The sequence below is a fragment of the Corynebacterium pilbarense genome, from assembly GCF_026930265.1.
Taxonomy (GTDB): domain Bacteria; phylum Actinomycetota; class Actinomycetes; order Mycobacteriales; family Mycobacteriaceae; genus Corynebacterium; species Corynebacterium pilbarense.
On the sequence record NZ_JANRML010000008.1, the window covers coordinates 64088 to 90828 of the forward strand.

Annotated in this window: 20 protein-coding genes; 13 read left to right on the top strand and 7 right to left on the bottom strand. The window is 65.4% G+C overall.

Annotation, left to right across the window (positions count from 1 at the left end; genetic code table 11):
* Nucleotides 1-9: 9 nt before the first annotated feature.
* The 8 genes from NUW87_RS07480 (at nucleotide 10) to NUW87_RS07515 (ending at nucleotide 9985) form a co-directional block, all read left to right on the top strand.
* Nucleotides 10-459 carry an FHA domain-containing protein FhaB/FipA gene (locus NUW87_RS07480; RefSeq protein ID WP_034996765.1) on the top strand — a complete coding sequence of 150 codons (450 nt, stop codon included), beginning with the start codon at nucleotides 10-12 and terminating at the stop codon, nucleotides 457-459.
* A complete protein-coding gene (locus tag NUW87_RS07485; protein ID WP_269027905.1) occupies nucleotides 456-1814 on the top strand; it encodes a PP2C family protein-serine/threonine phosphatase in 1359 nt (452 codons plus the stop codon). Before NUW87_RS07480 ends, NUW87_RS07485 begins: the two co-directional genes overlap by 4 nt.
* Nucleotides 1811-3163: an FtsW/RodA/SpoVE family cell cycle protein gene (locus NUW87_RS07490; protein WP_269027906.1), complete on the top strand. Its 1353-nt coding sequence runs from the start codon at nucleotides 1811-1813 to the stop codon at nucleotides 3161-3163. Before NUW87_RS07485 ends, NUW87_RS07490 begins: the two co-directional genes overlap by 4 nt.
* A complete protein-coding gene (locus NUW87_RS07495) occupies nucleotides 3160-4614 on the top strand; it encodes a penicillin-binding transpeptidase domain-containing protein (RefSeq protein ID WP_269027907.1) in 1455 nt (484 codons plus the stop codon). The genes NUW87_RS07490 and NUW87_RS07495 overlap by 4 nt, the downstream gene beginning before the upstream one ends.
* A complete protein-coding gene (locus tag NUW87_RS07500) occupies nucleotides 4615-6177 on the top strand; it encodes a serine/threonine-protein kinase (protein ID WP_269027908.1) in 1563 nt (520 codons plus the stop codon). It abuts the gene before it with no gap.
* Nucleotides 6178-8259 (top strand): Stk1 family PASTA domain-containing Ser/Thr kinase, encoded by a 2082-nt coding sequence (gene pknB, locus NUW87_RS07505; RefSeq protein WP_269027909.1) that lies wholly within the window; start codon nucleotides 6178-6180, stop codon nucleotides 8257-8259.
* A gap of 51 nt (nucleotides 8260-8310) precedes the next feature.
* Nucleotides 8311-8586: a cell division protein CrgA gene (crgA, locus tag NUW87_RS07510; RefSeq protein ID WP_239218391.1), complete on the top strand. Its 276-nt coding sequence runs from the start codon at nucleotides 8311-8313 to the stop codon at nucleotides 8584-8586.
* Nucleotides 8587-8995: 409 nt separating this feature from the next.
* Nucleotides 8996-9985, top strand: coding sequence for a S1 family peptidase (locus tag NUW87_RS07515; RefSeq protein WP_269027910.1), 990 nt, complete (start codon nucleotides 8996-8998; stop codon nucleotides 9983-9985).
* A gap of 48 nt (nucleotides 9986-10033) precedes the next feature.
* Here the strand turns inward: NUW87_RS07515 and NUW87_RS07520 are convergent, their stop codons facing one another.
* From NUW87_RS07520 to NUW87_RS07540, 5 genes are all read right to left on the bottom strand, one after another.
* The gene (locus NUW87_RS07520) at nucleotides 10034-10702 is read right to left on the bottom strand and encodes a rhomboid family intramembrane serine protease (protein WP_269027911.1); all 669 of its coding nucleotides are present in this window, start codon (nucleotides 10700-10702) and stop codon (nucleotides 10034-10036) included.
* Nucleotides 10703-10766: 64 nt separating this feature from the next.
* Nucleotides 10767-11288, bottom strand: a complete 522-nt coding sequence (locus NUW87_RS07525) for a peptidylprolyl isomerase (RefSeq protein WP_239218396.1) — start codon at nucleotides 11286-11288, stop codon at nucleotides 10767-10769.
* Nucleotides 11289-11442: 154 nt separating this feature from the next.
* On the bottom strand, nucleotides 11443-12408 hold the full coding sequence (locus tag NUW87_RS07530) for a putative endonuclease domain-containing protein (protein ID WP_269027912.1): 966 nt from the start codon (nucleotides 12406-12408) through the stop codon (nucleotides 11443-11445).
* A gap of 230 nt (nucleotides 12409-12638) precedes the next feature.
* Nucleotides 12639-14891: a 5-methyltetrahydropteroyltriglutamate--homocysteine S-methyltransferase gene (metE, locus tag NUW87_RS07535; protein ID WP_269027913.1), complete on the bottom strand. Its 2253-nt coding sequence runs from the start codon at nucleotides 14889-14891 to the stop codon at nucleotides 12639-12641.
* On the bottom strand, nucleotides 14888-15838 hold the full coding sequence (locus NUW87_RS07540; protein WP_239218399.1) for a methylenetetrahydrofolate reductase: 951 nt from the start codon (nucleotides 15836-15838) through the stop codon (nucleotides 14888-14890). The genes metE and NUW87_RS07540 overlap by 4 nt, the downstream gene beginning before the upstream one ends.
* Nucleotides 15839-16152: 314 nt before the next feature.
* Here NUW87_RS07540 and NUW87_RS07545 point away from each other — a divergent pair, with 314 nt between their 5' ends.
* Nucleotides 16153-16845 (top strand): hypothetical protein, encoded by a 693-nt coding sequence (locus NUW87_RS07545; RefSeq protein WP_269027914.1) that lies wholly within the window; start codon nucleotides 16153-16155, stop codon nucleotides 16843-16845.
* Nucleotides 16846-16858: 13 nt separating this feature from the next.
* Here the strand turns inward: NUW87_RS07545 and NUW87_RS07550 are convergent, their stop codons facing one another.
* The gene (locus tag NUW87_RS07550; RefSeq protein ID WP_269027915.1) at nucleotides 16859-17413 is read right to left on the bottom strand and encodes a TetR/AcrR family transcriptional regulator; all 555 of its coding nucleotides are present in this window, start codon (nucleotides 17411-17413) and stop codon (nucleotides 16859-16861) included.
* A gap of 97 nt (nucleotides 17414-17510) precedes the next feature.
* On the opposite strand from NUW87_RS07550, the gene NUW87_RS07555 reads away from it, so the two are divergent.
* Genes NUW87_RS07555 through NUW87_RS07570 form a run of 4 tightly spaced genes read left to right on the top strand, consistent with a single transcriptional unit; the run spans nucleotide 17511 to nucleotide 22224 of the window.
* Entirely contained in the window at nucleotides 17511-18125 is a 615-nt protein-coding gene (locus NUW87_RS07555) for an ATP-binding cassette domain-containing protein (RefSeq protein WP_239218402.1), read from the top strand.
* Entirely contained in the window at nucleotides 18122-20215 is a 2094-nt protein-coding gene (locus tag NUW87_RS07560) for a YhgE/Pip domain-containing protein (protein WP_269027916.1), read from the top strand. Before NUW87_RS07555 ends, NUW87_RS07560 begins: the two co-directional genes overlap by 4 nt.
* 54 nt (nucleotides 20216-20269) lie before the next feature.
* Nucleotides 20270-20707, top strand: a complete 438-nt coding sequence (locus NUW87_RS07565) for a hypothetical protein (protein WP_239218405.1) — start codon at nucleotides 20270-20272, stop codon at nucleotides 20705-20707.
* Nucleotides 20708-20709: 2 nt separating this feature from the next.
* Complete coding sequence (locus NUW87_RS07570; RefSeq protein WP_269027917.1) at nucleotides 20710-22224, top strand: cutinase family protein; 1515 nt, start codon at nucleotides 20710-20712, stop codon at nucleotides 22222-22224.
* A 53-nt stretch (nucleotides 22225-22277) separates the two neighbouring features.
* Here NUW87_RS07570 and NUW87_RS07575 read toward each other — a convergent pair whose 3' ends face one another.
* Complete coding sequence (locus NUW87_RS07575) at nucleotides 22278-26519, bottom strand: hypothetical protein (RefSeq protein WP_269027918.1); 4242 nt, start codon at nucleotides 26517-26519, stop codon at nucleotides 22278-22280.
* Between the last annotated feature and the right edge of the window lie 222 nt (nucleotides 26520-26741).

Genomic DNA, 26741 nt, shown 5'->3' on the forward strand with positions numbered 1-26741 from the left:
GGGTTTCACATGGATTCGACCATGATCCTCAGCGCCCGCTTCGGCCTTTTGGCCTTGCTCTGGGTGTTCATTTTCCTGGTGATGTGGACGCAGAGGAAGGATGTGGTGTCGGCGGGCGGAACGATGCGTCGTAAGGCAAGTGCGTCTGCCCCTGCCCCCAGGGAGAAAGCGCGCACCCTTGCGGTAGTTGAGGGGCCGCTGAAAGGCTCCCACATGGAAATTGCCAGCTTGGAAGACTTGACTGTCGGTAGAGCCGGAGACAACGATTTCCAGCTGGGCGACGATTTCGCCTCCTCGCGCCACGCGCGCCTGTTCCGCAGGGGCAGCGACTGGTTCGTGGAGGACCTGGACTCGCGCAACGGCACCTTCGTCAACGGGGTGCGCATTGATCAGCCTGAGCGGGTGACCGTGGGCACGGACATGAAGATGGGACGCACGATTGTGAGGCTGATGCCGTGAAGCTCGCGCTAGATTTCGTGGCCGTGTCCGACCGCGGCCTGGTCCGCGCCAACAACGAGGACTCCGCGTACGCGGGCCCGCACCTGCTGGTGCTTGCGGACGGCATGGGCGGTCACGCCGCCGGCGAAGTGGCCAGCCAGCTCATGGTCGAGCACCTCGAGCACCTGGACCGCGACCCCGAGGACGCGGACATGCTCGCGCTTCTGGGCGCGGCGGCGGAGGACGGCAACGCCGCGATCGAGGCGTCTGTGGCCGAGCACCCCGAGCAGGCCGGCATGGGCACCACGCTCACCGCGACGATGTTCAACGGCCGCGAGCTCGGCCTGATCCACGTGGGCGACTCCAGGGGCTATTTGCTTCGCGACGGCGAACTGCGGCAGCTCACCGTCGACGACACCTTCGTCCAGTCGCTGGTGGACGGCGGCAAGCTCGCACCCGAGGACGTCTCCTCGCACCCGCAGAAGTCCCTGATCCTGAAGGCCTACACCGGCCGGGCCGTGGAGCCGCACCTGGAGCTCATCGAGGTCAAGCCGGGCGACCGCGTGCTGTTGTGCTCCGACGGGTTGAGCGACCCGGTCACACAGCAGACCATTCAGCTCGCGCTCGGCGACGGCACCCCGGAGATGGCGGCGAACCGCCTGATCGAGCTGGCGCTGCGCTCCGGCGGGCCGGACAACGTCACCGTGGTGGTGGCGGAGGTCGTGGAGGCCACCGAGGGCGATGCCGCGGCAGAGACCCGCGCTGTGGTCAAAGCCGGCGCGCTGGACCCGGGCTACGAGTCATCGCACCCGGACTCCGCCGCCTCCCGCGCCGCAGCACTGCTGCGCAAGTCAGAGACCATCACCCCGGACCACAACCGGGCCAAGCTCCAGGACGCGAACGCTTCCGACGACGAGGAGGGCCACACTAGCGGCGCTGGGAAGAAGCAGCCGTCGTCGGTGTGGCCTTGGGTCGTCGCAACGCTAGTGCTTCTGCTGGTGCTTGCGGTGGCGGGAGTGATGTGGTCGCAGTCCCGCGCCACGGACGCCTACGTGCTGAAGGTGCAGGACTCCGGCGAGTTTGTGGTGCAGCACACCACCCGCGACAACCTGTTCGCGGACGCGAAAACCGAGGACATCCAGCGCGCCTGCCTGAACACCAAGGGCGACCTGCGCGTGATTTCCAAGGACAGCAAGCCGGGCGATTGCAGCATCTTCGCCACCTCTGACCTGCCCAAGGACAAGCGCGAGGTCGAAGACGTCACCGGCTCCTACGACGACGTATTAGCCAAGCTGAATGAGTTGGCGGATCAGGCGCTGCCGGCGTGCACGGACAAGAAGAGCGCCGAGGAAGACACCTGCCGGGAGGTGCGATGAGCCGCCTAGTATCCCGCAGCCGCGAGCTGCTCCTCCTGTTGTTCGCCACAGGGCTTCTTGCGCTCATGCTCTTCGGCTTAGAGACGAGCCAAGGGCGCACCCTGTCCACCGAAATGCTCTACATCATCGGCGGATTCATGGGCGTCTACGCCATCGCGCACGTGGCCATCGCTTTTTTGGCGCCGTACGCGGACCAGGTGATGCTGCCCGTGGTGGCGCTGCTCAATGCCGTGGGCCTGGTGGTGATCTACCGCCTTGACCTGGCGGAACGCCCCGGCTACGGGCCGCTGGCAGAGCGCCAGATGCTGTGGTCCTTAGTTGGCGTGGGGCTGATGGTGCTGACCCTGGTGGTCATCCGCGACCACAAATCCCTGTCGCGCTACTCCTACCTGTTGGGCCTGGTGGGCCTGATCCTGCTGGCCCTGCCGCTGGTGTGGCCGCAGCCGCCGGGCTACGAGGAAGCGCGCATCTGGCTGTGGCTGGGCCCATTTTCCATCCAGCCGGGCGAGTTCTCCAAGATCCTGCTGCTGATCTTCTTCGCCCAGCTTTTGGCCCAGAAGCGCGCCCTGTTCACCGTGGCCGGCAAGCGCTTTTTGGGCATGACCTTCCCGCGCGTCCGCGACCTCGCGCCGATCCTCATGGTGTGGGCGATCGCGATTTTGATCATGGGCATCTCCAACGACTTCGGCCCGGCGCTTCTGCTGTTCGCCACCGTGCTGGGCATGGTCTACTTCGCCACCGGCCGCGCGTCCTGGCTATTCATCGGCGTCGGATTGGTGGCCGTGGGCGGCTACGCCGTCTACCAGGTCAGCTCCAAGATCCAGGAGCGCGTGTCCAACTTCATCGACCCGTTCGCGGACTTCGACGGCATTGGCAACCAGCCCGCCAACGCCCTGATCAGCCTGAGCTGGGGCGGCATCACCGGCACCGGTCTGGGCTACGGCCACCCGGAGCTGGTGCCCGTGGCGCACTCCGACTACATCCTGGCCGCCCTCGGCGAGGAGCTGGGCTTTGTGGGCATCGCCGCAGTGCTGAGCCTGTTCGCTGTGTTTATCACCCGCGGGTTCCGCACCGCCATGCAGGCGCGCGACTCCTACGGCAAGCTGCTCGCGTCCGGGTTGGCGCTGACCATTGTCATCCAGATCTTCGTGGTCGCCGGCGGCGTGTCCGCCATGCTGCCCATGACGGGCCTGACCACGCCGTTCATGTCAGCCGGCGGCTCGTCTGTGATGGCCAACTACATCCTGTTGGGCCTGTTGCTGCGCATCTCCAACAGCGCCAACCGCCCCGCGGACTACGACGCTGTGGCCGCCGGCACCGCGCGTCCTGAGGCGGTGGGTGCACGATGAACAAGTCCATCCGCTACGGCGCCGTGGTCGCGCTGCTAATGATCGCGGCGCTGCTGGTCAATTTCACCGTGGTCCAGGGCCTGCGCGAAGACGAGTACGCGCAGAACCAGCACAACTCCCGCATCCTCATGGACCTCAAGCGCACCAACCGCGGCGACATCGTCGCGGGCGAGACCGTGCTGGCCCAAAGCCACCGCGACGAGGAAACCGGCTTCTACCAGCGCGCCTACCCCAACATGCCGTTCTCGTTCGCGCCCATCGTCGGTTTTGTCTCCGACCAGTTCGGCACCTCCCAGCTGGAGGCCACCCACAACGGCGATCTCACCGGCGACTCCGGCACCGCCTCGCGTTTCTTGCGCACCGGGCTCGAGGACGGCAAGAAGGGCGACACCGTCGACCTGACCCTGGACCCGAACCTGCAGGCCTTCTCCTACGACCAGCTGGCCAAGCCGGGCTTTGATGGTGCCGTGGTGGCCGTGAGGGCGTCGACAGGCGAAGTGCTCTCCATGGCCTCGACCCCCAGCTTTGACCCCAACGGCATTGCCAACCCGGCGACCGCCGAGGGTGCCTGGGCCGAAGCCACCGGCAACCCCGCGAACCCGCTGCTGAACCATGCGGCGCAGGAGCAGCTGCCGCCGGGCTCGATTTTCAAGATCATCACCACCGCCGCAGGCCTGCGAAACGGCTTCACGCCGGAGTCGCCGCTGACCGGCGAGGCGCAGACGATCCTGCCGGGCACGGACAACATCCCGCTGACCAACTACGGCGGCCAGGCCTGCGCCGGTGGCGGACAGGTGCCGCTGCGCACCGCGTTCGCGCTGTCGTGCAACACCGCGTTCGTGCAGATGGGCCTTGCCATGGGCCCGGATGCGCTGCGCGACGCCGCCGCCCGCTTCGGCGTCGGCGAGCGCTACAACCTGGGCCTGCCCAACGCCGCCGGCTCCCTGGGCGAGCTGCCCGGCGGGGCCGAGGTGGCGCAGTCCGCCATCGGCCAGCGCGACGTGACCATGACTGCGCTGCAGGCGGCGATGATGTCTGCGACCATTGCGAATAAGGGCAAGCGCATGGAACCGCACGTGGTGCGGCAGGTGCGCAACGCCGACGGCAAAGTCCTGCACGAAACCGAGCCGGTGGAGCTGAACGAGGCCGTAACGGAACAAGAAGCCGCGACGATCACGGACTTGATGTTCGCATCCGAGCGGTGGACCTTCGGCTACGACGGCAACGGCTTCGCCTCCAAGACCGGCACGGCCGAGCACGCCGAAGGCGCCGCCCCGCACGTGTGGTACGTCGCGTTCGACCCGGCCAAGGACGTCGCCGTTGCCGTGGTGGTGAAAAACGGCGGCAACATCGGCGAGGCCGCCACCGGCGGCCAAGTCGCCGGGCCGATCGGACGCGCCGTGTTGCGCGCAGCACCCGCCGCCCCCGCACCCGTGGAAGGAGCAGAGTAGATGAACACCGAAAACCGCGATGACCTGCAACAGCTCGTCGGCGACGGCTACAAGCTGCAGTGGATCATCGGCCACGGCGGCATGTCCACCGTGTGGCTGGCAGACGACCTCGCCAACGAGCGCGAGGTGGCCATCAAGGTGCTGCGCCCTGAGTACAGCTCCAACGCGGAGTTCCTCGCCCGCTTCCGCAACGAGGCGCTGTCCGCCCAGGGCATCAACTCCGACAACGTGGTGGCCACCTACGACTACCGCGAGGCAGACACCGACGCGGGCTCCACCGTCTGCTACATCATCATGGAGTACATCCGCGGCGAGTCGCTCGCGGACCTCATCGCCCGCGAAGGCCAGCTGGATGAGGCACTGGCGCTCGACGTGCTCGAGCAGGCCGCCCACGGCCTAGCCGTGATCCACCGCATGGGGCTGGTGCACCGCGACATCAAGCCAGGCAACCTCATGCTCACCCAGCACGGACAGGTCAAGATCACGGACTTCGGCATCGCCAAGGCCGCCGCGGCCGTGCCCCTGACCCGCACCGGCATGGTGGTGGGCACCGCCCAGTACGTCTCCCCCGAGCAGGCCCAGGGCATGAAGGTCACCGCGGCGTCCGACGTGTACTCGCTGGGCGTGGTGGGCTACGAGCTGCTCTCCGGCAAGCGCCCCTTCAACGGCGATTCCTCCGTGTCCGTGGCGCTCGCGCACGTTTCCGCCGAGCCGCCCGCGCTGCCCATTTCGGTCTCCGCCCCGGCGCGCGAGCTCATCGAGATCGCGCTGCGCAAAGACCCCGGCCAGCGGTTCCGCGACGGCAACGAGTTCCAGCTGGCCATCTCCCAGGTCCGCCAGGGCCTGCGTCCCGCCCAGCCGGGCGGTCACACCCAGGTGGTGGCTACCGAGCCGTCCGCGACCGCGTCCACCCAGATGCTGGCCAGCGTCGCTGAGGAGCGCACCTCCCGCCCGGAGGGCGCCTACCCGCCGTCCGCAGCAAGAGCCGTTGCTTCTCGACGTCCTCCGGCTCCCCCCGCCCCTTCTCGCGTCGCGACACCAGCGCCGCGCGAACACGCGCCGGAGAAGAAGTCCTCGGCGGCAGGGCCGGTGATCTCGGCGATCCTGCTGCTCGCGCTGCTTGCCGGCGGCGCCGCCTGGGCATACACCGAGGGCGTGTTCGACCGCTTCACCGGCGGCGGCACCCCCACCACCCCGCGGCCCACCATGAGCGCAACCACGCCGACGCCGGAAGAAGAGGTAGAAGAGGTAGAAGAGCCGGTCACCGAAACCACCACGGAGCGCGAGCGCACCACGGTCACGGAGCCGCGCAACCCGGGCACCCTGCGCTTCGAGGAGTCCGAGGCCGACAACGCCCCGGCTCCTGCGGAGCCGTCCGCCGAACCCTCTACTCCGGCCGCCGACGCCTCCGAACCGTCCGCCCCGTCCGCGGCGACTCCTACGCAGCAGGCTGGAACACCGGAAGGCGAGACGTCGATAGGCAATCAGCCCGAGGTCACGAACTCACCGGCCCCTGCGGTAGAATTGCCCAACCTTGATAGCTTGCTCGGAGGTGGCAGGTAAATGCTGATCGCGGACCGGTACGAACTCGGCGACATCATCGGCACCGGCGGCATGTCGGACGTGTATGCCGCCACCGACGTGTCCCTCGGGCGCGAAGTTGCCGTGAAGATGTTGAAGATCGACATGGCGCGCGATGAAAACTTCCGCGAACGCTTCCGCCGCGAAGCACAAAACTCCGCGCGCCTGAACCACCCCAACATCGTCTCGGTATACGACACCGGCTCCGTGGAAACCTCCGGCGTGGACGTGCCCTACATCGTGATGGAGCTCGTCCACGGCATGAACCTGCGCGACATCGTGCGCAACGAAGGGCCGCTCTCCCCCGAGCGCGCCGCGAAACTGCTGCTGCCGGTCACCCGGGCGCTGCAGGCCAGCCACGATGCCGGCATCATCCACCGCGACATCAAACCCGCCAACATCATGGTCACCAACACCGGTGCCGTGAAGGTGATGGACTTCGGCATCGCGCGCGCGTTGGATGATTCCACCTCCGCCATGACGCAAACCTCCGCCGTCATCGGCACCGCGCAGTATCTCTCCCCCGAGCAGGCCCGCGGAAAAGCGGCCGACGCGCGCAGCGACGTCTACGCGCTCGGCTGCGTGATGTACGAATCCGTCACCGGGGTGCCGCCGTTCGAGGGTGAATCCCCCTTCGCCGTGGCCTACCAGCACGTGCAGGAAGACCCGGTGCCGCCGTCCGAGCGCATCGCCGCGCCGCTGTCGGACAACGAGGCAGTCAACGTGGACTCCGTCATCCTCACCGCGATGGCGAAGCACCCCGCCGACAGGTACCAGACCGCCGACGAAATGGGCGCTGACCTGGCGCTTCTAGAGCGGGGCAACGTCACCACCGCCGCCCGCAACCACCTCGCCGCCGCGGAACAGGCCGTGGGCGCGCACGCCGTGGACTCGCCGTCCCAGGACCACACCGTTGTGGTTGGGGATGTGGTGCGCGAACCTGTGGTGCGTCGAGAAGCAACTGCTGCCTCATCCGGGCACACGCGCTACGCCGACCACCGCGCCGCCAACGAGAAAACCTCCTCCAACTGGCTCAAGTGGCTCTCCGCGCTGCTCGGCCTGCTGCTCGCGGGCGCGGTGTGCTGGTTCGTCTACGACTACTTCTCCGTGAACAACGACAGCACTGAGGTGGTCAAAGAGGAAATGGTGCCAGTCCCCGAACTCGTGGACATGCCGCGCAACGACGCCGTCCGCGAGCTCGAGCACCTCGGCTTCGAAGTCTCCGTGATGGAAGAGCCCAGCCCCGAGATCAAACGCGGCAACGTCATCTCCACCAACCCCGCCGCGGGCTCCGAGCTCAAGCGCGGAACCCAGATCACGCTGACCGTCTCCTCCGGCAAGGAAATGACCGACGTGCCGGACGTGACCAACCTGACGGCCGAAGAAGCCATCGAAGAGCTGAAGAAGGCCGGGCTGGAACTCAACCCCAACGTGCGCCGCGAATCTAGCGACAACATCGAAGAAGGCGTTATCACGTCGCAGCAGCCCGCCGGCGGCACCCAGATTGCCAAGGGCTCGCGCATCGCCATCACCGTCTCCTCCGGGCCGGAAATGGTGCAGGTGCCGTCCCTGGTGGGCCTCAACGTCGAGCAGGCCACCGCGACCCTGTCTTCCCTGCAGCTGCGCTCCACGGTCACCAGCGTGGACTCGATCAAGCCGGAGGGGCAGGTGCTCGCCGTCGCGGGCGAAAACACCGATGTCGAATCCGGCACCACCATCGAGCTGCGCGTCTCCAACGGCATGCTCATGAAAATGCCGGATATCACCCGCCAGAGCCCCGAGGAGGCCGAAAAGGCGCTCCACGACGCCGGCTGGAACGGCCGCCTCGTGCCCGGCCCGACGGTGCCCACCGGCGCGCTTGTCGACGACGGGCTGGTCGGCCACCAGGAAGTCGCCGCCGGCGAGACCATCCGCAAGGACCAGGCCATCGGCTACAACCTGTGGAAGTTCGATGCGGGCAAACTCATTCCGCAGAATAACGCGGCCGCAGGGCAGGCTGATACAGTTCAACCCCAGAACGCGAACACCGCGCTGCGCAGCATGCAGCGCGAGCTAGGGCTTTAGGCGTCTAAGGCGTTTTAGACGCTATGGCCCGTACACACCAAGGGAGCGCACATGCCTAAGGCAAAAGTAACTAAAGACCCCATCCGCCCAGCTAGCAGCACCTCCGCCGGTACCAGCCGTACCCCGGTGAAGGTCAACACCGGCGGCACCCCGATGTGGTACAAGGTGATCATGTTCGGGCTGATGCTCCTCGGCCTGGCCTGGCTGATCCTCTACTACCTCGCCGGCGACCAGATCTCCTGGCTCGGGCAGCTCGGGCCGTGGAACTACGCCATCGGCTTCGCCGGCATGATCCTGGGTCTGCTGATGACCATGGGTTGGCGATAGCCCCCTTCTTTCCGGGGGGATGTGTGAAATCGGATTGTGGCAAATATTTGCCACAATCCGATTTTTGCGTTGGTGGGGGTTAGACGCCCGTTGAGTTCAGGCTCAACGGGCTTTTTCTATCCACACCTGTGGATAACTCTGTGCACAACTCCACAGGGCTGTGAAATGTGCTGGTACCAGTTCGAAAATGCCAGGTTCCGTCGGCGTGTCATTTTGGGCGTTCGACGTGTCGTTCGAGGAGTTACACGCGTGTAGTTATCCACACTGTGGACAACCGCTGTGGATAACTCACGATCGAGAGTAAAGAATGAGCCCTAGCCGACTTTCTTCCAACGCAGACGGGACACGTGGAAATCACTGTTAAAGTCTGTAGCTGTTCGCGATCTGTACACCCCGAGGTAAGTCCGCCGTGTCTTCTCCAGTCCCCTCACGCCTCAGAGTTATCTCTGCGCTGATGATCTCAGCTCTCCTCACTGGCTGCTCGGACTCTTCCGACGATGATCTGGAGGCCTACCGCGCTGAACAGGACGCGGCCGTGGATGACATCGCTGAGATGCTCAATGATTCTGGCTCACGGCCAACCGTTTCCTATTCTGCGTCGGAAACTACGACGGCAACCCAGCGGTCATACTCCCGGTCGGATGCGAACTACCAGGACCACTCAAAACCTTCCGGCCAGCGCGTCGAACCGCCTATCCGGCGCGACATCATCGACCCGAGTAACGACAAGTCAGGCCAGAGTGGCCGTGACGACAATCGTGGCGTGTACTACCACAACTCCGTCGACTGGAAATGGCTAGAGCAGCCCGGCGGGGTCGTACCGGGAGGCCGGATCTATAACAATACTCAGAGCACGATTTGTTCGACTGGATTTCTGGCATCCAGAGACGGCCGTTTGTTTATCATCACCGCAGGACATTGCGGTAATCGCGGCGACCAGTTCTACGTGGAGGATTCCCATGGCAACTGGGCCTACGTGGGAGAAATGGTGGAGTCCTACGTGGAACGGGACGAAAACGGGGGCATTTTCGGCGCGGATATTGGGCTAATTGAGATCACCGGAGATGCCAAGTACTCGTCAGCGCTGCCGATTGATCTTCCTTTACGTGGTTGGATTACTCCGCAGGAAGCACAGGCCCGCGGTATGGCTATCTGCCGACTCGGTGCCACCACCGGTTACTCCTGTGGCGAGTTTGAAGAAATCGGAAACAACGGTCTCTTCTACTTCCGCAATATCAGCGACCGTGGAGATTCGGGCGGAGCGATCTTCGCGGCTGACAGTTCCGGCGTGTGGGCCATCGGTGTCACCTCCAACGGAGCTGACACAAATAAGACACGCTTGGGTGCCATGGAAATCGGTAACGCCATCCAATATTGGGGGCTGACCATTCACAGCTAAGCCTTTTCGCTGCCTACAGCTGCACCATGACGGGAGGACAGGACACTCCTAGTACACCGGCAGCGTCGACGGGATGGTCAGCGCCCACACCGCCACACACGCCGCAGCGGCCGCGACGCCCGCCGTGATCCAGCGGGTGCGCACACTTTGCGACGTCAACGGCCACGCCATCACCGCCCCCGCCGCCAAACCACCGAGGTGTCCCCACAGCGAAACACCTGGGCTGAGCAGCGTGTACGCCACGTTCACCGCCACCAGGGCGAGGGGCGCGCGCAGGTCAGTGGAACGTCGAAAAGCAATTGCGATCAGCAGCGCCATCAGCATGTAGAGGGCGCCGGAAGCGCCGGCCGTGGGCGTCGTAAAGCTAAAAGCAAGCACACTTGCCGACGCCCAAAGGACCCCCGCGACCCAAGCCACCACAAACGGACCAGAGCCGAGGAAGCGCTCCACCTCCGCACCCACCAAGACCAGCATGAACATGTTCAGGAAGAGGTGCGTGACGTCCAAGTGCATGAAGCCGGCCGTCAGCGCGCGGAGGTAGCCCGCGCCGTACACCTCGGGGCCGTAGAGGATAGTGCTGGAGCCCACGGCCGAATCCCACACCACGTCCGTGAGCGAACGAGCCTGCAGCGCGGCGACAAGGAACACGAGCGTGCAGATCGCCGCGATCGCGGTCGTAGCGGGGGCAGTGCGGGGCAAGTTGCGGAGAGTGGGCATGGGATCAGGGTACGAAAAAGCCCCCGCACGGTGGCGGGGGCGCGGCGCTTGTGGCGCTTTTGGCTTAAGCGACGTCGACGGACTCGATCACGACATCCTCGACCGGGCGGTCCATGCGGCCGGTCTGCACGCCCGCGATCTCATCGACGACCTTCTTCGACGCCTCATCGGTGACCTCGCCGAAGATGGTGTGGCGGTTGTTCAACCACGGGGTCGCGTCGACGGTGATGAAGAACTGGGAACCGTTCGTGCCCGGGCCAGCGTTAGCCATGGCCAGCAGGTACGGGCGGTCGAACTGCAGCTCCGGGTGGAACTCGTCGGCGAACTGGAAGCCCGGGCCGCCGGTGCCGGTGCCGGTCGGGTCGCCGCCCTGGATCATGAAGCCCGGGATGATGCGGTGGAAAATCGCGCCGTCGTAGAACGGGCCATCCGTGGTGCCCTTCGCGTTCTTGGTGGAGTAGTCGGCCGTGCCCTGTGCCAGGCCCGTAATCGTCTCGACCGTCTTCGGCGCGTGGTTGCCGAACAGGTCGATCACGATGTCGCCGTGATTGGTGTGCAGAGTCATCGTCTGAGTCTTTTGAGTCATGCGCTCCAGAGTACGCGGGTTCCGCCGCGCGGTGTGTGGGCGGGTGCGGGGTTGGGCTCACGGCCCTCAAGGTCGAGTCCGGGAGGTCGAGTACGCCCAGATTCGGCGCCGTACTCGACCTCCAGTACTCGACTTTCGGCGGCGTATAGCGCCCCTACCTCCGCCAGTGCTCCCCATGCACCGGCCTGAACACCGTGGCCGGCACTTTCGGCTCGCCGAGGAGACCGGAGCGGGCCTTGAGCTCCAGGATCTCCCGGACACAGGCCTCCTCGTCCCGGAGAATATCCAACGGCTCAAAGCAGGCGACCTCGTAGATCTGCTTCCGTAACCAGTTTTCGCGCAGGAGCTGGTCACGCGACACCTTCTTCGCCAACTCCTCGTTTTTCTTCGCCGTCTTGACCAGCCCGTCGATCTCGATCGCCACCTGCCCCCACAGCAAGTCCGGGCGCACGTAACGGCCAATCCACATCTGCTCGCGGACAACGATATTCCGCTTGCGCAGGATCACGCGCAGGAGAGACTCGTACGGCGACTCGGACTTGGTGGACGACCAGCGCAACGCCTGCCGTGCCCGTCCGATCCCCTTCTTGCCGGCCAGTCGCTTGATCGTCGCGTGGAGTTCGGCCTGGATGCGTTCCTGCTCCAACGGTGGCTTGCCCACAAACAGGGAATCTATCGCGACCACGCCTGCCCTCACCCCGTGCAAGCGCGCGACGTCGACGGCTGTGCGGACGGGGCTGGTTAACCGGAGGACGTCGCCAGGCGTCGCGCACTCGATGGCCAGCACATCTTCCTCGGGGACGCGCAGGCTGCGGTACTCGACTCCGTCCGGCCAGCTTGCCCTGGCGGGCGGTTTCTGCCCCGGGATGGCCAGCAGGACGGGCGCGTTTGGGGCGGGCAGCGTCCACAGACCGTGCACGACTGCAGCGGAGCGCCCCACCAGCACCGCTTTCCGGCTCGCGGCGCCGACGGCATAGCAGTGGAGAAATTCCTGTTCGTGGTGTTTCAGCCGCGACCATTCCACCTCTGCGATGAATTTGTTCGCGGATAACTTGATGCACGCTTGACGGTCCGACTCCCCCGGTCTGACCAGTAGTTGCGCTAGCTTTCTCCTGTCCATGATCCCCCCGATGTTTGTTTGTTTCGCTCAGAGTACATGGCTACCGGTGAGAACGAAAGAGCCCCGCTAAAAGTCGAGCGGCGGAGGTCGAGTCCGGCCCAATTAGAGGGCGTACTCGACCTCCCGTACTCGACTTTTGCGGGGCGAGGGCGAGGCGAGGGGCAGGGGCGAGGGCGGCGAGGCGGCGGGAGCTCAGGCTTGACGACGTCAGCTCCGCCCCGCCCGGCGCTCTAGAGCCCTTCGACGACCTCGTCGCGCGCGGCGACCAGGTTGCGCAGGGAGGGGTCGACCTCGGCGTAGCCGCGGGTCTTCAGGCCGCAGTCGGGGTTGACCCAGAGGCGCTCGGTGGGCACGTGGTTCAGTGCGGCGCGCAGCAGGCCGGCGATCTCTTCCGCCGACGGCACGCGTGGGGAGTGGATGTCCCACACGCCGGGGCCGATCTCGGAGTGGAAGGTCTCGTCGATGTCCTCGAGCAGCTCCATCTTGGAACGGGCTGCCTCGATGGAGGTGACATCGGCGTCGAGGCCTGCGACGGCCTCGATGATCTGGCCGAACTCCGAGTAGCACAGGTGCGTGTGGATCTGGGTCGCAGGCTTCGCGTTCAACGACACCAGGCGGAACGCGCGCTGGGCCCACTCGAGGTAGGCGGCGCGGTCGTCGGCACGCAGAGGGAGCAGCTCGCGCAGGGCCGGCTCGTCGATCTGGATGACCTTGATGCCGGCCTTCTCCAGGTCCGCGACCTCGTCGGCGAGTGCGACGCCGATCTGGTCGGCGGAAACGCTCAAAGGCACGTCGTCGCGCTTGAAGGACCAGGCCAGGATGGTCACCGGGCCGGTGAGCATGCCCTTGACCGGCTTGTCCGAAAGCGACTGTGCGTAGGCCGACCACTCCACGGACATGGCCTCCGGGCGGGAGACGTCGCCAACCACGATTGGCGGACGGGTGCAGCGGGAGCCGTAGGACTGGACCCAGCCGTTTTCGGTGACCACGAAGCCGTCGAGAAGCTCGGCGAAGTACTGCACCATGTCGTTGCGCTCCGCCTCGCCGTGGACGAGGACGTCCAGGCCGATCTCCTCCTGCAGCTCGATGACCTGCTTGATCTCGGCCTTCAGCGCCTCGGTGTACTCGGCGTCGGAGAGGGTGCCCTCGCGGTGGTCCGCGCGCGCCTTGCGGATCTCGCTGGTCTGCGGGAAGGAACCGATCGTGGTGATCGGCAGCGTCGGCAGGCCGAGCTCTTCGCGCTGGACCTTGTTGCGCTCCTCGAACGCGGGCTCGCGCTTGACGGCGCCCTCCGGCAGGGCGGCGACGCGGTCCACGACGGCGGAGTTGTGGATGGTGGTGGACTCGGCGCGGGTGCGCACGGCGCGGTCGGACTGGGCGAACGCCTCTGCGGCCTCGTCCGAGCCGGCGACGAGCGCCTGGATCTCGGCGAGCTTCTCGTCGGCGAACGCGAGCCACGGGGCGACCTCGACCGGGATGTTGCGCTCGGCCTTCAGGGTGTGCGGCACGTGCTGCAGGGAGGTGGAGGTGGACACGGAGACCGGGCGATCACCCAGGGACTCGAGCACTTCGGTGCGTTCGCGGAGGTTGGCGGTCCAGACGTTGCGGCCGTCGATGAGTCCGGCGACCAGGTGGGTCTCGGCCGGGATCGCCTCGCGCACGCGCTCCGGGTAGCCGGAATCGGCCTCGAGGGTCCACGGGGACAGGTCCACGTGCAGCGCCTCGACGCCCAGCTCGCCGAGCACCGGCAGGGCCTCGCGGGCGGAGCCGTACGGGGTGGTCAGGTACACGTTCGGGCGGGTCTCGCGGCCCAGCAAATCCGACCAGGCCTCACGCAGGTAGGAAGCGATCTCCGCGTCCGGAGTGGACAGGTCGGCCACCACGGCGGGCTCGGCGATCTGGACCCACTCCACGCCGGCGTCCTTCAGCGCGGCGAAGACCTCGGCGTACGCCTCCACCAGCGACGGCAGCAGCGACCACTCGGCCGGCTTGGACAGCGCGATCAGCGTGACCGGGCCGACCAGGAACGGGCGGACCTTGTGTCCGGCCTCGGCGGCCTCCTCCACGATGCGCAGGATGCGCTCCGGCGCCGCCTTGATCTCCTGGCCTGCCTCGATCTCCGGCACGAGGTAGTGGTAGTTGGTGTCGAACCACTTGGTCATCTCCAGCGGAACGCGGGTGTCGTTGCCGCGGGCGAGCGCGAACTCCTCGTCCAGGTCCACCCCGCCCGGCACGAGGCCGACGGTCAGGGCGGTGTCGAGCACCTGGTCGTAGAGCGCAACGTCCGCCGGGATGGCGTAATCCTCGGTCAGGCCGAGGTCGCGCAGGTGGTTGTAGTTGTTCACTCGCAGGGCGCGTGCGGTGGAGCGGAACGTCTCAGCGTCGATGCGGCCCGCCCAGTAGCTCTCCAGCGCGCGCTTGAGCTCGCGGTTCGCGCCGATGCGGGGGTAGCCCTCGATGGTGGCCTTGGGGAAGGTGGTCATTGTTGTCCTTTATCTATTCCGATGCGGTCTAAAAAGTCCCGCGTGACGTCCAGGTTGTTGTGCGTGTACACGTGGAGTCCGCCCGCGCCGGCATCCAGAATCTCGCGCGCCAGGTTGGCGGTGAGCTGCATGCCGGCCTCGTACTCGTCGTCCGCTTCGAGCAATTGCTTCTCGACGCCTACCGGCACCTCCAGCCCCGACAACTCCCCCATGCGTCGGACACGCTTCAGCGAGGTCATGGGCATGATGCCGGGGATGAGCGGGATGCGCACGCCCGCCAGCCGCGCCACTTCGACGAACTCCAGGAAGTCCTGGGCCTCGAAGAACAGCTGCGTGATGGCGAAGTCCGCGCCCAGGCGCTGCTTGGTTAACAGCACGTCCAGGTCGTGGTCGAAGTTGCGCGACTCCTCGTGGCCCTTGGGGTAGCAGGCCACCGAGAGCGCGAGCTTGCCGGCGGCGAGGCGGAACGCCTCTTCCTCCTGCACGTCCTGGATCAGGTTGAGCAGATCCGTGGCGTACTGCAGGTGGTCTGCAGGCAGGCCCTCTTCCGGCAGGTCCCCGCGCAGGGCGAGGAACCCGCGGACGCCGGCGTCGATAAGCACCCGCACCCACTCCGCCATCTCATCGCGCGTGCCCGCGGTGCAGGCGAGGTGCGCGATGGTGCGCAGGTCGGTGGTCTCCGCGATGCGGGAGATCACGGCGGCGGTGCCCTCCAGCCACTCGCTGCGGCGCGAGCTGGTCACGGAGACGTAATCCGGCTTGTACTCCGCCAGGCCCGCGATGAGCTGGTCGATCTTCTCCGGGTCGTCCGTAGGGCGAGGCGGGATGATCTCGAAACTCAGGGCGGTGCGCTGGCGTTTCGGGCGGGGGCGGCGGATCAGCTGCGCGCCCTCGCGGTCCAGCGGCGCCGAGGCGGAAAGCCTGGTCGAAGAAGAGGCTTCGAACATGGCAGGACCTTTCTCGGCTGGGTTGATGTGTTTCGTTGCACCGTGTTTAAACGGTGCCTTGAAACTTATTTGGGGTGTCTAGCGGCCACAATGTGCTACCGGTTTTGGGCGTCGTTTCCGCTGGTTGCGGGGTTATTCAACGTGAATGTTAATCGCGCAAAATGAACCAAGCTGTTCACTTTTGCGTAACGCTTAGTCCGCATGGAGGTCGGTGGTGTGGCGGCGCTCCCGGTTTCCGAGCAGGCACGGCGCATTTCGCTACCCTGGGCCGCGTAACCACCCGAAACTTACAAACGCAACACAAGGAGCTACCCGTGAACCTGAAGAACATCGGCTTCGCCGCCGCTATTGCCAACCAGGCGTGGAAGTACCTGCGCGACCAGAACGACAAGCGCGAGCGCGACATCTACCAGTCCCTGCTGGACAACCTGAAGGACGGCAAGCTGGACGACATCCACGAGAAGTTTGACGCTGATCAGCTGCAGGAACTCTACGGCGCCGCCCGGGCGCAGGCCGGCGAGATCACCCGCGACGCGCACGACCGTCTGGACCGCCGCCGCAAGCAGTTCGCAGACGCCGCCCCGAGCCGCAAGGAGCGCCAGGAGTTCCTGGAGAAGCACGCGAAGACCGCGAAGAAAAAGAAGAAGGGCGGGTTTGGCAAGGTCGTCGGCACAACGCTGGGCACCGCCGCTCTCGCGGGCGGCGCGTGGGCTGCCTGGGAGTTTTTCCTCAAGGACAAGCTCACGGGCGAGGATGAGCCGGCGAAGGCATACCGCCCGGCACCGACCCGCACGGAAACGGATACGCGCGGTTCTTCCACCCTCGTGTACTCCACGCGTACGGAAGATGATCTGGCGGGCACCACCAAAGACCTCGGCGGGGAGGGCCTGACCACCCTGGACACCCTGGCGGACGACCAGCGCAAGGCCACCCACGCCCAGCACTCTGTGGAGGACACCGTCGACGGCAGCGCAGACGGCGGCCGCCACGAGCTGCGCGAGGACTAGGCGCGCAAAACCCTTAAGCCGTGGTGCGCCAGCCCGCCATGAGGTGGCGCACCAGGCGGTCGCGCACATCCGGAAGGATGTCTGCGAGCGGGGCTGCGAGCGGCCGCGTCGCCACGACGAGCTCGGTTGCCAGCTGCATGGGTGACTGGCCGGGGGCGATGATGCCGTGGGGGGCGGCGGCGTCGATAAGCAATTGCACTTTGCTCATGAACGCGTCGCGCCGCGCGCCGAGCCCGTCGTCGGAGCTATCGGCGGCCAGCGCGGTGGCGAGGATGCCCACGCCCGATTCGACGAGCGCCCAGACGAAGGATTCGAAGTGTTCGGTGGGATTGTCTTCGAAGCCGTCGAGAGCGTCATCGAGCAGTGATTCGATGCGTTCGAGGAAGACGATCGCGCAGGCGTCGTAGAGCGCGGCGCGGGTGGGAAAGTGACGGTAGAGGGTGGCTATGCCCACGTCGGCGTCCGCCGCGATGCCCTCGAGGGTGATCTCGGAGTTCGGGCGAGTACCTATCTGGGCCAACGCAGCGGTGACGATCTGGTCGCGTTTCGCGCGGGCGTCTGCACGCATTGTTGACCAGCCCCCTTTTTTGGGTTTGACAGTGACTATTTTTGGGCGCACCATAGCACGAGTTAAGTGATAGTCCACCCTACGGTTAAGGGACCGCATGACCCCCATACTCAGCACGCAAGACCTCGTGCTCCGCAAGGGCGACACCCCGGAAAACTTCGACATCGGTCGGGGGTTGACCCTGCTGAACACGAGGCGAGAGTCCGATTCGACCCTGCTCAGCCTCGCGCTGGCGGGGCGCTTCAACCCGCACTCCGGCACGATCCTCCTCGACGGGGAAGAAACCAGGACACGCCAGCGCTTCAAGCAGATCGCGCTCGCAGGCGTGACCGAGATTGATGGGCTGGACCGCCTCGTGCGCATCCGCGACGTGGTGCGCGAACAGATTGCGTGGTCGCAGAGCTTTTTTGCCCGCACACCGCACACGTCCGAGGCGATCAAGTCCCACGACAACGTGGAAAAGTGGCTGGAGCCGCTGCAGCTGGAAGACATCGACATGACGGCGCACGTCGGCGACATCGGCCCGACGGACCGTTTCCGCCTGCGCGTGCTGCTGGCGCTGATCTCCCGCCCGGACGCGAAGATGCTGATCGTGGACGATGTGGACCAGGTGCGCAAGATGGACATCCGCCGCAAGCTGCTGGATGATCTGCGCGGGGTCGCGGTGCACCTGCCCGTAATGGTGAACACGGTGAATGAGGAGGGGCTATGAGTGGCCTGCACATTGGATCCGACTTCCGGAAGTTCGCCCACGGCAAGCTTCCCCCGCTTGCCATCACGGCGATTTGCCTGCTGCCGCTGCTGTTCGGCGGCCTGTTCCCCTGGGCGTACTGGGACCCGCTGGGCAACCTGTACAAGCTGCCCGTCGCGTTGGTGAACTCGGACGAGGGCGAAAACGGCCAGCAGGTTGTGGACGAGCTGCTGGAGCAGCGCCCCATGGATTTCCGGGTGGTCAGCGCCGAGGAGGCCCAGGAAGGCATCGCCAGCGGCAAGTATTACCTGGGCTTAGAGATCCCCACGGACTTCTCCGAGGCTGTGACCAGCGTGAAGGAGGATGACCCGCATTCAGCGAAGATCAACATCACGCTGAACGAGACCAACGGTTTCATCCCCACCATGCTGGGCGAAAAGGCCGCGGAGGCGATCGGCTCTGCCGTGTCGAATTCCGTGGGCGGCAGGGTGGTTGAGCAGCTGTTTGTGGGCATCAACACGCTCTCGGACGGCGTGCATAAGGCCGCCGACGGCGCCGGGCAGTTGGACGAGGGCGCGAACAAGGCGCACGACGGCTCGGAGAAACTCAACGAGGGTGGCACGAAGCTCAACGACGGCATCCAGCAGCTCAACGACAAGGTGCAGCAGATGCCGGACGCGGTGAACAAACTCGACGGCGGTGTCGCACGCCTGCAGGACGGCGCGATCCAGCTCAACGATGGCATCACCACCGCTTCCGGCGGCGCCGACCAGCTCTCCAACGGGCTGACTCAGCTGCAGGCGGGTACGCAGCAGCTTGGCGACGGCGCGACGCAGATCGCCGGCGGCGTAGACAAAATCGCCGGCTTTGCCGGCAAGATCAACGAGCTGCAGGCCGCGTTGGACGACATCAACGCAAACCTGAACAACGTGATCGCGGACCTGGACCGCTCCCCCATCCCGGGCAGCAAGGAGCTGGCGGACCAGGCGCGCGGCGTGCAGCTGCAGATCAACGCCGGCCCGCTGCAGGCGGTCACGGAGAACAACCTGGTGGGTCAGCTGATGCAGCTGCAGGCCGGCGCGCACGAGCTGGCCAACCAGCTGTCAGACCCGAGCGCGAAGTACCGCGGCGGCGTTGACAGCGCCGTCGAGGGCGCGAAGACGCTCGCGGACGGCCTGAAGCGCCTGCAGGAAGGCTCCGGCACCCTGGTCGCCGGCGTGACCACGCTGAAGGACGGCACAGGCAAGCTGGTCGTGGCGGCGAACACCGCCACCGACGCCACCTCGCGCCTGGCCGCCGGCTCCAACCAGCTGGTGGTGGGCCTGGGCGACCTCAACGACGGCCTGGTCAAGCTCTCCGACGGCACCGGCGAGCTCTCCATGAGCCTTTCCGACGGCGCCGAAAAGGCCCCAAGCTGGGAGGGTGAGCGCCTGAACAAGGCTATCGACGCCGCCGCGGACCCGGTGCACACCGAAAACACCGGCGACGGCGTGACCTTCTTCGGCAAGGGCCTCAGCCCGTTCTTCCTGTCGCTGTCGTTGTGGTTCGGCGTGCTGATTATGTACATGATCATGCCGCCGTTTAGCCGCCGCGCGATCGACTCGGGCACCAACCCGTTGCGTGTGCTGCTGTACACGATGATCCCGTCGTTCATCATCGGCTTTTCCCAGTCCGTCGCCCTCTGGGTGATGCAGACGTACATCCTGGACGTCGAGCCGCTGCACCCGCTGTCTCTGTTCGGCGTGCTGGTGCTGGTGTCCTGGGTGTTCGTCGCCGCGATTATGGCCCTGAACACCGCTCTGGGCCCCGCCCCTGGGCGCCTGGCCACCATGGCGCTAATGTCGCTGCAGCTCGTGGCGTCGAACGGCTTGTACCCGCCGGAGGTGCAACCCGAGTTCATCCAGTGGGTGCACAGTTGGGACCCGATGCGCTACTCGGTGGATTTGGTGCGCTACGCACTGTTTGGCACCCCGTCCTACGACCCGCGCATGTGGACCGCCGTGACCGTGCTGCTGTTCGTCGGCGCGATGTCCGTGGTCATCTCGTGCGTGGCTCTGTACGCCCGCCGGACCTGGCACATGAAGGACCTCCACCCCGAGCTGTCCGTTTAACCCCTACCATGGGCGGGGCACAACATTTCCCCCGATAGATCGAAGGACCCGCCCATGTTTTTCAAGAAATCCAACAAGGACAAGATCAACCTGCGTCTGCCGTCTGCGGCGCTGCGCATCCCCACCGGCGCCCTGATCCTGAACTCCGGCCTGGGCAAATTCCAGGTGGACAAGGAAGGCGCAGAGGGCCTGCGCGACATGGCTACCGACGGCATCCCGCAGCTGGGCCAGGTCGACGCCGAAACCTTCGCCACCGGCCTCGCCTCCGCTGAGACCGCCCTGGGCGCGGCGCTTCTGTGCCCGCTGATCCCGAACCGCCTGGCCGGCCTGGGCCTGACCGCGTTCGGTGCCGGCCTGCTTTCCATGTACTTCGGTAACGACCAGTACACCGAGGACGACGGCATCCGCCCGTCCAGCGCAGGCCTCGCCATTGCGAAGGACTCCTGGCTCGTGGGCATCGGCCTCGCGCTGGCCGCCCTTCCGCGCAAGTAGCCGTGAAGCGCGCCCTCGCCCTCGCGCTCACCGCCGCGCTGATCCCGGCGACGGTGGCCGCGCCGAAGGCGGAGGCGTTGAGGCTGCGCTGCCACCCCGTGCACGTCATTCAGGCGGCTGGCACGGGGTTTTCGCATTCCTGGGATCCGTCGGCGCGCGAGACGCTTTTCGACGACGCGTCCTCCCCCGCCGACGACCTCCAGCGCCGCTTCGGCGCCCGCACTGTGTCCACCTACACCGTGAAGTACCCGGCCTCACTGGGCAGGTTCAGCGCGCTGGGCAGCGCGAGCAACGGCCTGGAGGGCACGGAGGCCGCCACGTACGGCGAGTCCGTGCGCTACGGCCGCGACGTGGCCACCCTGGAGATGGAGACGGTGGCCCGGCACTGCCCCGGCACCCGCTTCATCCTCATCGGCTACTCCCAGGGCGCGCACCTGATCGGCGACGCCGCCGCGGAGGCCGCCGCCGGGCGCGTGCGCGGGGTGGGCGCGGACGACATCGCCGCGGTGCTGCTGTTCGCCGACCCCGCCCGCGCCCCCGTGCGCGAGCCCGCCGAACCCGCGCGCAAGTCGCGCCTCTACGCTGCCGCGCCGAAGGGCGTGCGGGGCGCAAACTTTGAGACGGTCCAGACCGGCGGCACCACCCTCGTGCCAACCCGCGTCGGCCTGGCCGGCACCCGCAGCGCCAGCTTTAACGGGCTGGATGGCAAGGTGCTCTCCCTATGCAACGGCGCCGACATGGCGTGCGCGACGGACCCGGATTCCGCTCTGCGCGCGGTCGCGGACGTGGCCGCGCGCGACGTGTTGCTCGGCCCCTTCAACGCGTTCACCGGCATGCGCGTGGCGCGCTTCCAGCAGCTGCGGGCTGGCGGCATGCCCCCGCGCGAGGCGGTCAAAGAATCGGGGCTTTCGCTTCTCGACGCCACCGTGGCCCCCCAAATCCTCTACGAACTTCACCAGATCCTCTCCGCCGCCGGGCGCCACGCGAGTGCGGCGAGCCCCACGCCTGTAGAGCAGCAGGCCGCCATCGCTCTCGCGGCTGCGGCGCCGGAGCTGGCGAAGGAGGGCGTGACCTGGCAGTGGATGCTCCAAGGGTTGGATGGGCTGCGCGGCGCGATGGGCGACTCGCCGGCAGCCGCCTGGTTCGACGTCTTGCTCGAGGTATTCCGCGCGATCCAGGCTGCGGAGCAGATGCACTGGTGGTTGGAGCGCTTCGGCGTGATCCCCCGGACACCCACGGGCACGGAGGGGAGGCAGGTGGTGGCGCGGGAGCTCGTCGCAAAGCTGAGTGCTCAGGCTATCGACGCCGCGGGGCTGCGCGCCGCCTACGACCACCCCGCCAACGCCAACCTGGTGGCATCCGCGAAGCTGGCGGGCGATTTCGGGCCGCGGCACATGTCGTATTACAAACTGGGCTACACCGACATCCCCGGCGGGTACAAGGTGGAGGGGCGCACCGGCTACGACTACGCTCTGCGCTGGCTCGGCCAGGTGGTCCAGGGGGTTGCCGGGAAGTAGGCAAGAGAAATGCCCACCAGGGTGGACCTGGTGGGCACTAGCTCTTCGGGGGCTTACTTCTCCTTGTTGGCGGAGTCTTCAGCCTTGGACGAACCCTTGGCCTCATCGGCGGAGTTGTTGTCTTTCTTGTCGGCCTTACCGGAGGAGCCGTTCATCAGCGTCTCGCTACCGGTGGCCTTGCCGATCATGTAGGAGGAGGTGTACTCCTCTGCGCCGCAGGCGCGCATGACACCGTCGACTGCGAGCAGACCCAGGGAGATGGCGCCCAGGGCACCAGCTGCCATGCCAAGCATCTGCGGGTTCTCAATGGAGAACGCGCCCTGGAAGCCAGCTGCGCGCTGCGCACGATCCTCGTTGTAGATGCCCAGGCCCTGCTGGATGCGGTTGTTCGCATCCTGGATAGCGCCGTTGATCTGCGCGGAGACGCCCTCCAGGCCCGGGATCTGAACCTGGGAGAGGATGCCCAGCGGGATAGCCAGCAGCAGCGGAGCGGTCAGGCCCACGATGCCGGCGATGCACTTGCCGTCGAGCTCAGCGGAGGAGCCCTTCTGCTCGACGCGGTTGCCGCTCTCAACGTTGACGTTGATCTCGATCTCGCGCTCGCCGTAGGACTGGCCGTCCGGGCCAACCAGGATGTAGGACGCCTTGTAGGTGCCTTCCTTCAGGTCCTTACGCGGAACCAGGGTGACACCCTCGTCGGTCTTCTTGACGCCCTTCTCGCCTTCCTCGAAGTACTCACGGCCCTTGGTGAAGATGAGCTTGTCAACGTTGTCCGGGAAGGTGACGTTGACCGGGGAGTCGTTCTTGATGCTGGTGTCGATGACAACCGGCAGGTCGTGGTTCTCGCTGATCACAGCACCCTCGGAGGTACGGGTGCCCTCCGGGTAGATGGCGTAGGAGACGGTGCGGACCAGGTCGCCGTTGGAGTTGCGCTCCTCGACGCGGACTACCTTGCCTGCGGAGCCGTTCTTCGCGGTCAGCTCGACGGAACCGTCGTTGTCCTTGAGGTCAACCAGGTCGCTGCCGCTGACAACGACAACCTTGTTGCCCTCGTCCAGCTTCTTCAGCTCCTTAGCGTCGCCCTCGATGAGGAAGTCGGTCTGCTGACGTGCGCCGGTGGTCTTGGACTTGACGATCTCCAGCTTGTAGCGGTTGATCTCCTTGCCGTCCCTGTACTCGGCAACAATGCCGGTCTCGCCGACCTTGTCGGCCTTCGGACGCAGGATCCACTGGCCGTTCTTCTCCTCCGGTGCCTCGAACGCGTCAGCGCCCTTGATCACCTGGAAGCGGTTCTCCTCGTTGACCAGGGTGGCCTGGAACTCGGTGGAGGTGGAGATCTTGTAGGTGTAAAGGCCGTTGCGCTTCGGCTCGGTCAGGGTGATCTCGTACTTCGCGTACACGCCACGCTCGTCGCTGACCTGGATCAGCGCCTTGCCGGTCTTCTTCTTGTTCTCGCCGGTGACGAGCAGCTTGTCGCCCTCGCGGGTGACGTCCACGAGATCCTCGCCCTCGAGAATCTCGACCTTCTCGCCGTCCTCAGACGCGATGGTCGCGGTCTGGTTCCAGCCCATGGTGGTGTCCTCCGGGGTCACCTCGGCGCTGCGGCCCGGGGTGATCTCGAAGGTGTAGCGCTCGAAGACGTAGCCGTCGTCGGAGACGTTCTCGATGACCAGGGTGCCCTTGGCGTCGCGCTTCGGGGTCACCTTGATCTCGGAGGCATCCTTTTCCGGCTGCTCAGCCAGCAGGTCGCCACCCTTGGCAACGCGGAACTTGGTGCCGTAGAGCTTCAGCTCGTTATCCGCGGTGATGGTGTAGTTCATCTCGCGGACCGGGGACGGCTCGACCGTGTAGGTGTAGGTCTTGACCGGCTTCTCGCCGTCGGCAGTCTTGGCGTACTCCACAACCTTGACAGTGCGGGTCTCGCCCTCCGGAACCGGCTTGAACTTCAGGTTGAGGTTGTCCTTGTCGCCGAAGTCAGAGCCGTCAGCGCCCTCGGTGAGGTACTCGCTGCCCTCGACAACCTCGAGACGGTTGAAGTCGATGGTGCCGCGGGAGATCTCGACGGTCGCGCGGTCGTTGACCTTGCGGTTAACTTCCTGGTTCTCAACATCTTGCTCAGCCTGCGGCGCGATGTCGACGATCCAGACAGCGACCAGACGGCCGTTCTCGTCCTTGATGTGGACGGTCGCCTGGCCACCCTCCGGGTTGGTCGGGGTGACAACCCAGTTGTCGCCCTTCTTCTCAATCTTCGCCACGTCGCCGCCTGCGACGATCTCAGCGGTGTGGTTCTCGATGTACTCGATGAAGAGGGTGTCCGGGGTCTCGGACTTGTACTCGAGCTCACGGTGGGTGACGGACGGGCCGGCGTTCTTATCGTCGATCAGCTTCAGGGTGTACTTGTACTCGAAGCCGTTCTCGTCGGTGAAGACGATCTCAACATCGCCAGTAGCGCCGTCCTTCGGGGTAACAACCCAGACGTCGCCGTCCTGCTCGATGGTGACCTTCTTGTCGCCGTCGCCGAGGATCTTGTAGTCGCCGCCGCGGTACTCGATCTTCGCGGTGGAGGTGTTCAGGATCTCACGGGTGACGTCGAACTTGGAGGTCTTGTTCTCCACGGTGACGATGTTCTCGCGTATCTCGCCGCTGTCCTCGGTGATGCGGACAATGACGTTACCGGTGTAGTCCTCGCCGGCCTTGACGGTGACGGTGCCATTCTCCTCGTCCTTGAGGATCTCAACTTCGCCGTGCTCCGGCTGGATGAGGTTGCCGTCCTTGTCGTAGCCCAGACCCCAATCGATGTCCTCGCCCGGCTTCCACGGGATGGTGGTGATGCGGTCTTCGCTACCAGCATTCAAGGTGTAGAAGAAGTTGTTCACCTTGACGTTGAGGGAATCCTTCACAGCAACGGTGTCGGTGACCTTGATGCGGTAGATGTGCTGGTTGCCCTTGTCATCGGTAATGAGGATCTCAACCTCGCCCTCGCCCTCGAAGTCCTCGCGCGGGGTGATGACGAGCTTGCCGTCCTCAGAGCGCTCGACGATGACGATGTCGGAGCCCTTGATGATCTCGAAGGTCCACTTGTTGCCGATCTTCTCCGGCATCTCGATGACCTTGGACTTCTCGCCGTAGGTGAAGCCTGCGAAGTAGTAGTACTCCGAAACTTCCTTCACGCGCTCGTAGTATTTCTCAACGAAGTACTTCTCGACGTCGGTGACCGTGGTCGTCGTGGTCGTCGGCTCCGGCGTGATCGTGGTGGTCACGGTCTCGGTCACGGCAGGGTTGGTGGAGGTGACGGTGGTGACCTGCTCCGGACGGGTGACGGTGGTGCCCGGCTGGGTCACGGTCGTGCCCGGCTCGGTGACAGTGGGGCCCGGCTGGGTCACGGTGGTGCCCGGCTGCGTCACGGTGGTAACGACCTCTTGCGGGCGGGTAACCGTGGTGGTGACCGGGGACTCGGTGATGGTAACCGTCTCTACGATCGGCTCCGTGGTCTTCGGCGTGGACTCCTTGCTCGGCTCCGGCTTCGGCTTCGGATCCTCCTCAAGACCCGGCTGCGGAACCGGGATCAGACGCTGGAAGGACTTTTCCGGAACGATGTTGAAGTCGTACCCCAGCGGCACAAGCACGGTGACGTACTCGCCCGGCTTGACGGTCTTTGCAATCTCATCGTGGCGGTCAAGCTTGATCAGGTAGTAGTTCGGTTCACCCTTCGGCGCATCATGGCGATCGATCCTGAAACCGGTGAGGCTTTCGAACTGAGAGTTGTGGAACTTCTTTACATCCTCGCGAGCCTGGTTCAGGTAGCCCAGCTGGTTGGAAAGCAGAGCGCGCAGGATCGCGTTCTTGGCCTTAATCGCATCTGCCTTGGAGGTGTCGCCATCTGCATAGGCCTTGTAGTCCTTCTGCAGTGCCTTCACCACGTTGATGGCCGCGATGTGGATGTCCTCGCTGATGCGGTCGCCGTCGCCGACGCGACCGGACGCGCCGGTGAGCTTGCGCACCTCGTAGTTACCGGTATCCCAGGGGTTACCCAAACCCCAGTCGATGCACCAGCCCGCGCCAACGCTGGACGGGAGTAGGTCAATCGCCTGGTCATCGGACACGGTCTGCTGACGGATCTGGTCGTAGCGAGCCAGATCTGCGCCGCTGAGCTTCTCGTAGGCACCGACGATCTGTTGGCTAGAAGTTTTCTCGCTTGCGGCCTCCGCGAGAGGAGCGGATACGACCGCGCCCGTAGCCATAACACCAGTGACCATTGCGGTCATGATGCGCTTTTTCAGGTTTGCGTTATGCAACGTCATAGTCCTTCAACGTCTAGGGAGATATTCGAAGCAGCCTGGAGAGTTCCTGAACACGGACCCCAAAACTGACAGACCCCTATTCAATCGCAATGAACCGGCGAAAAGAAGTCCCAACCCACCCTGAAAGCCATAAAAGTCCAGATATTAAGACAAAACTCATATCCCCACCCCGCTGACCTCGACCTTTGTCCAACTTTTAAACACAAATAAGTCGAG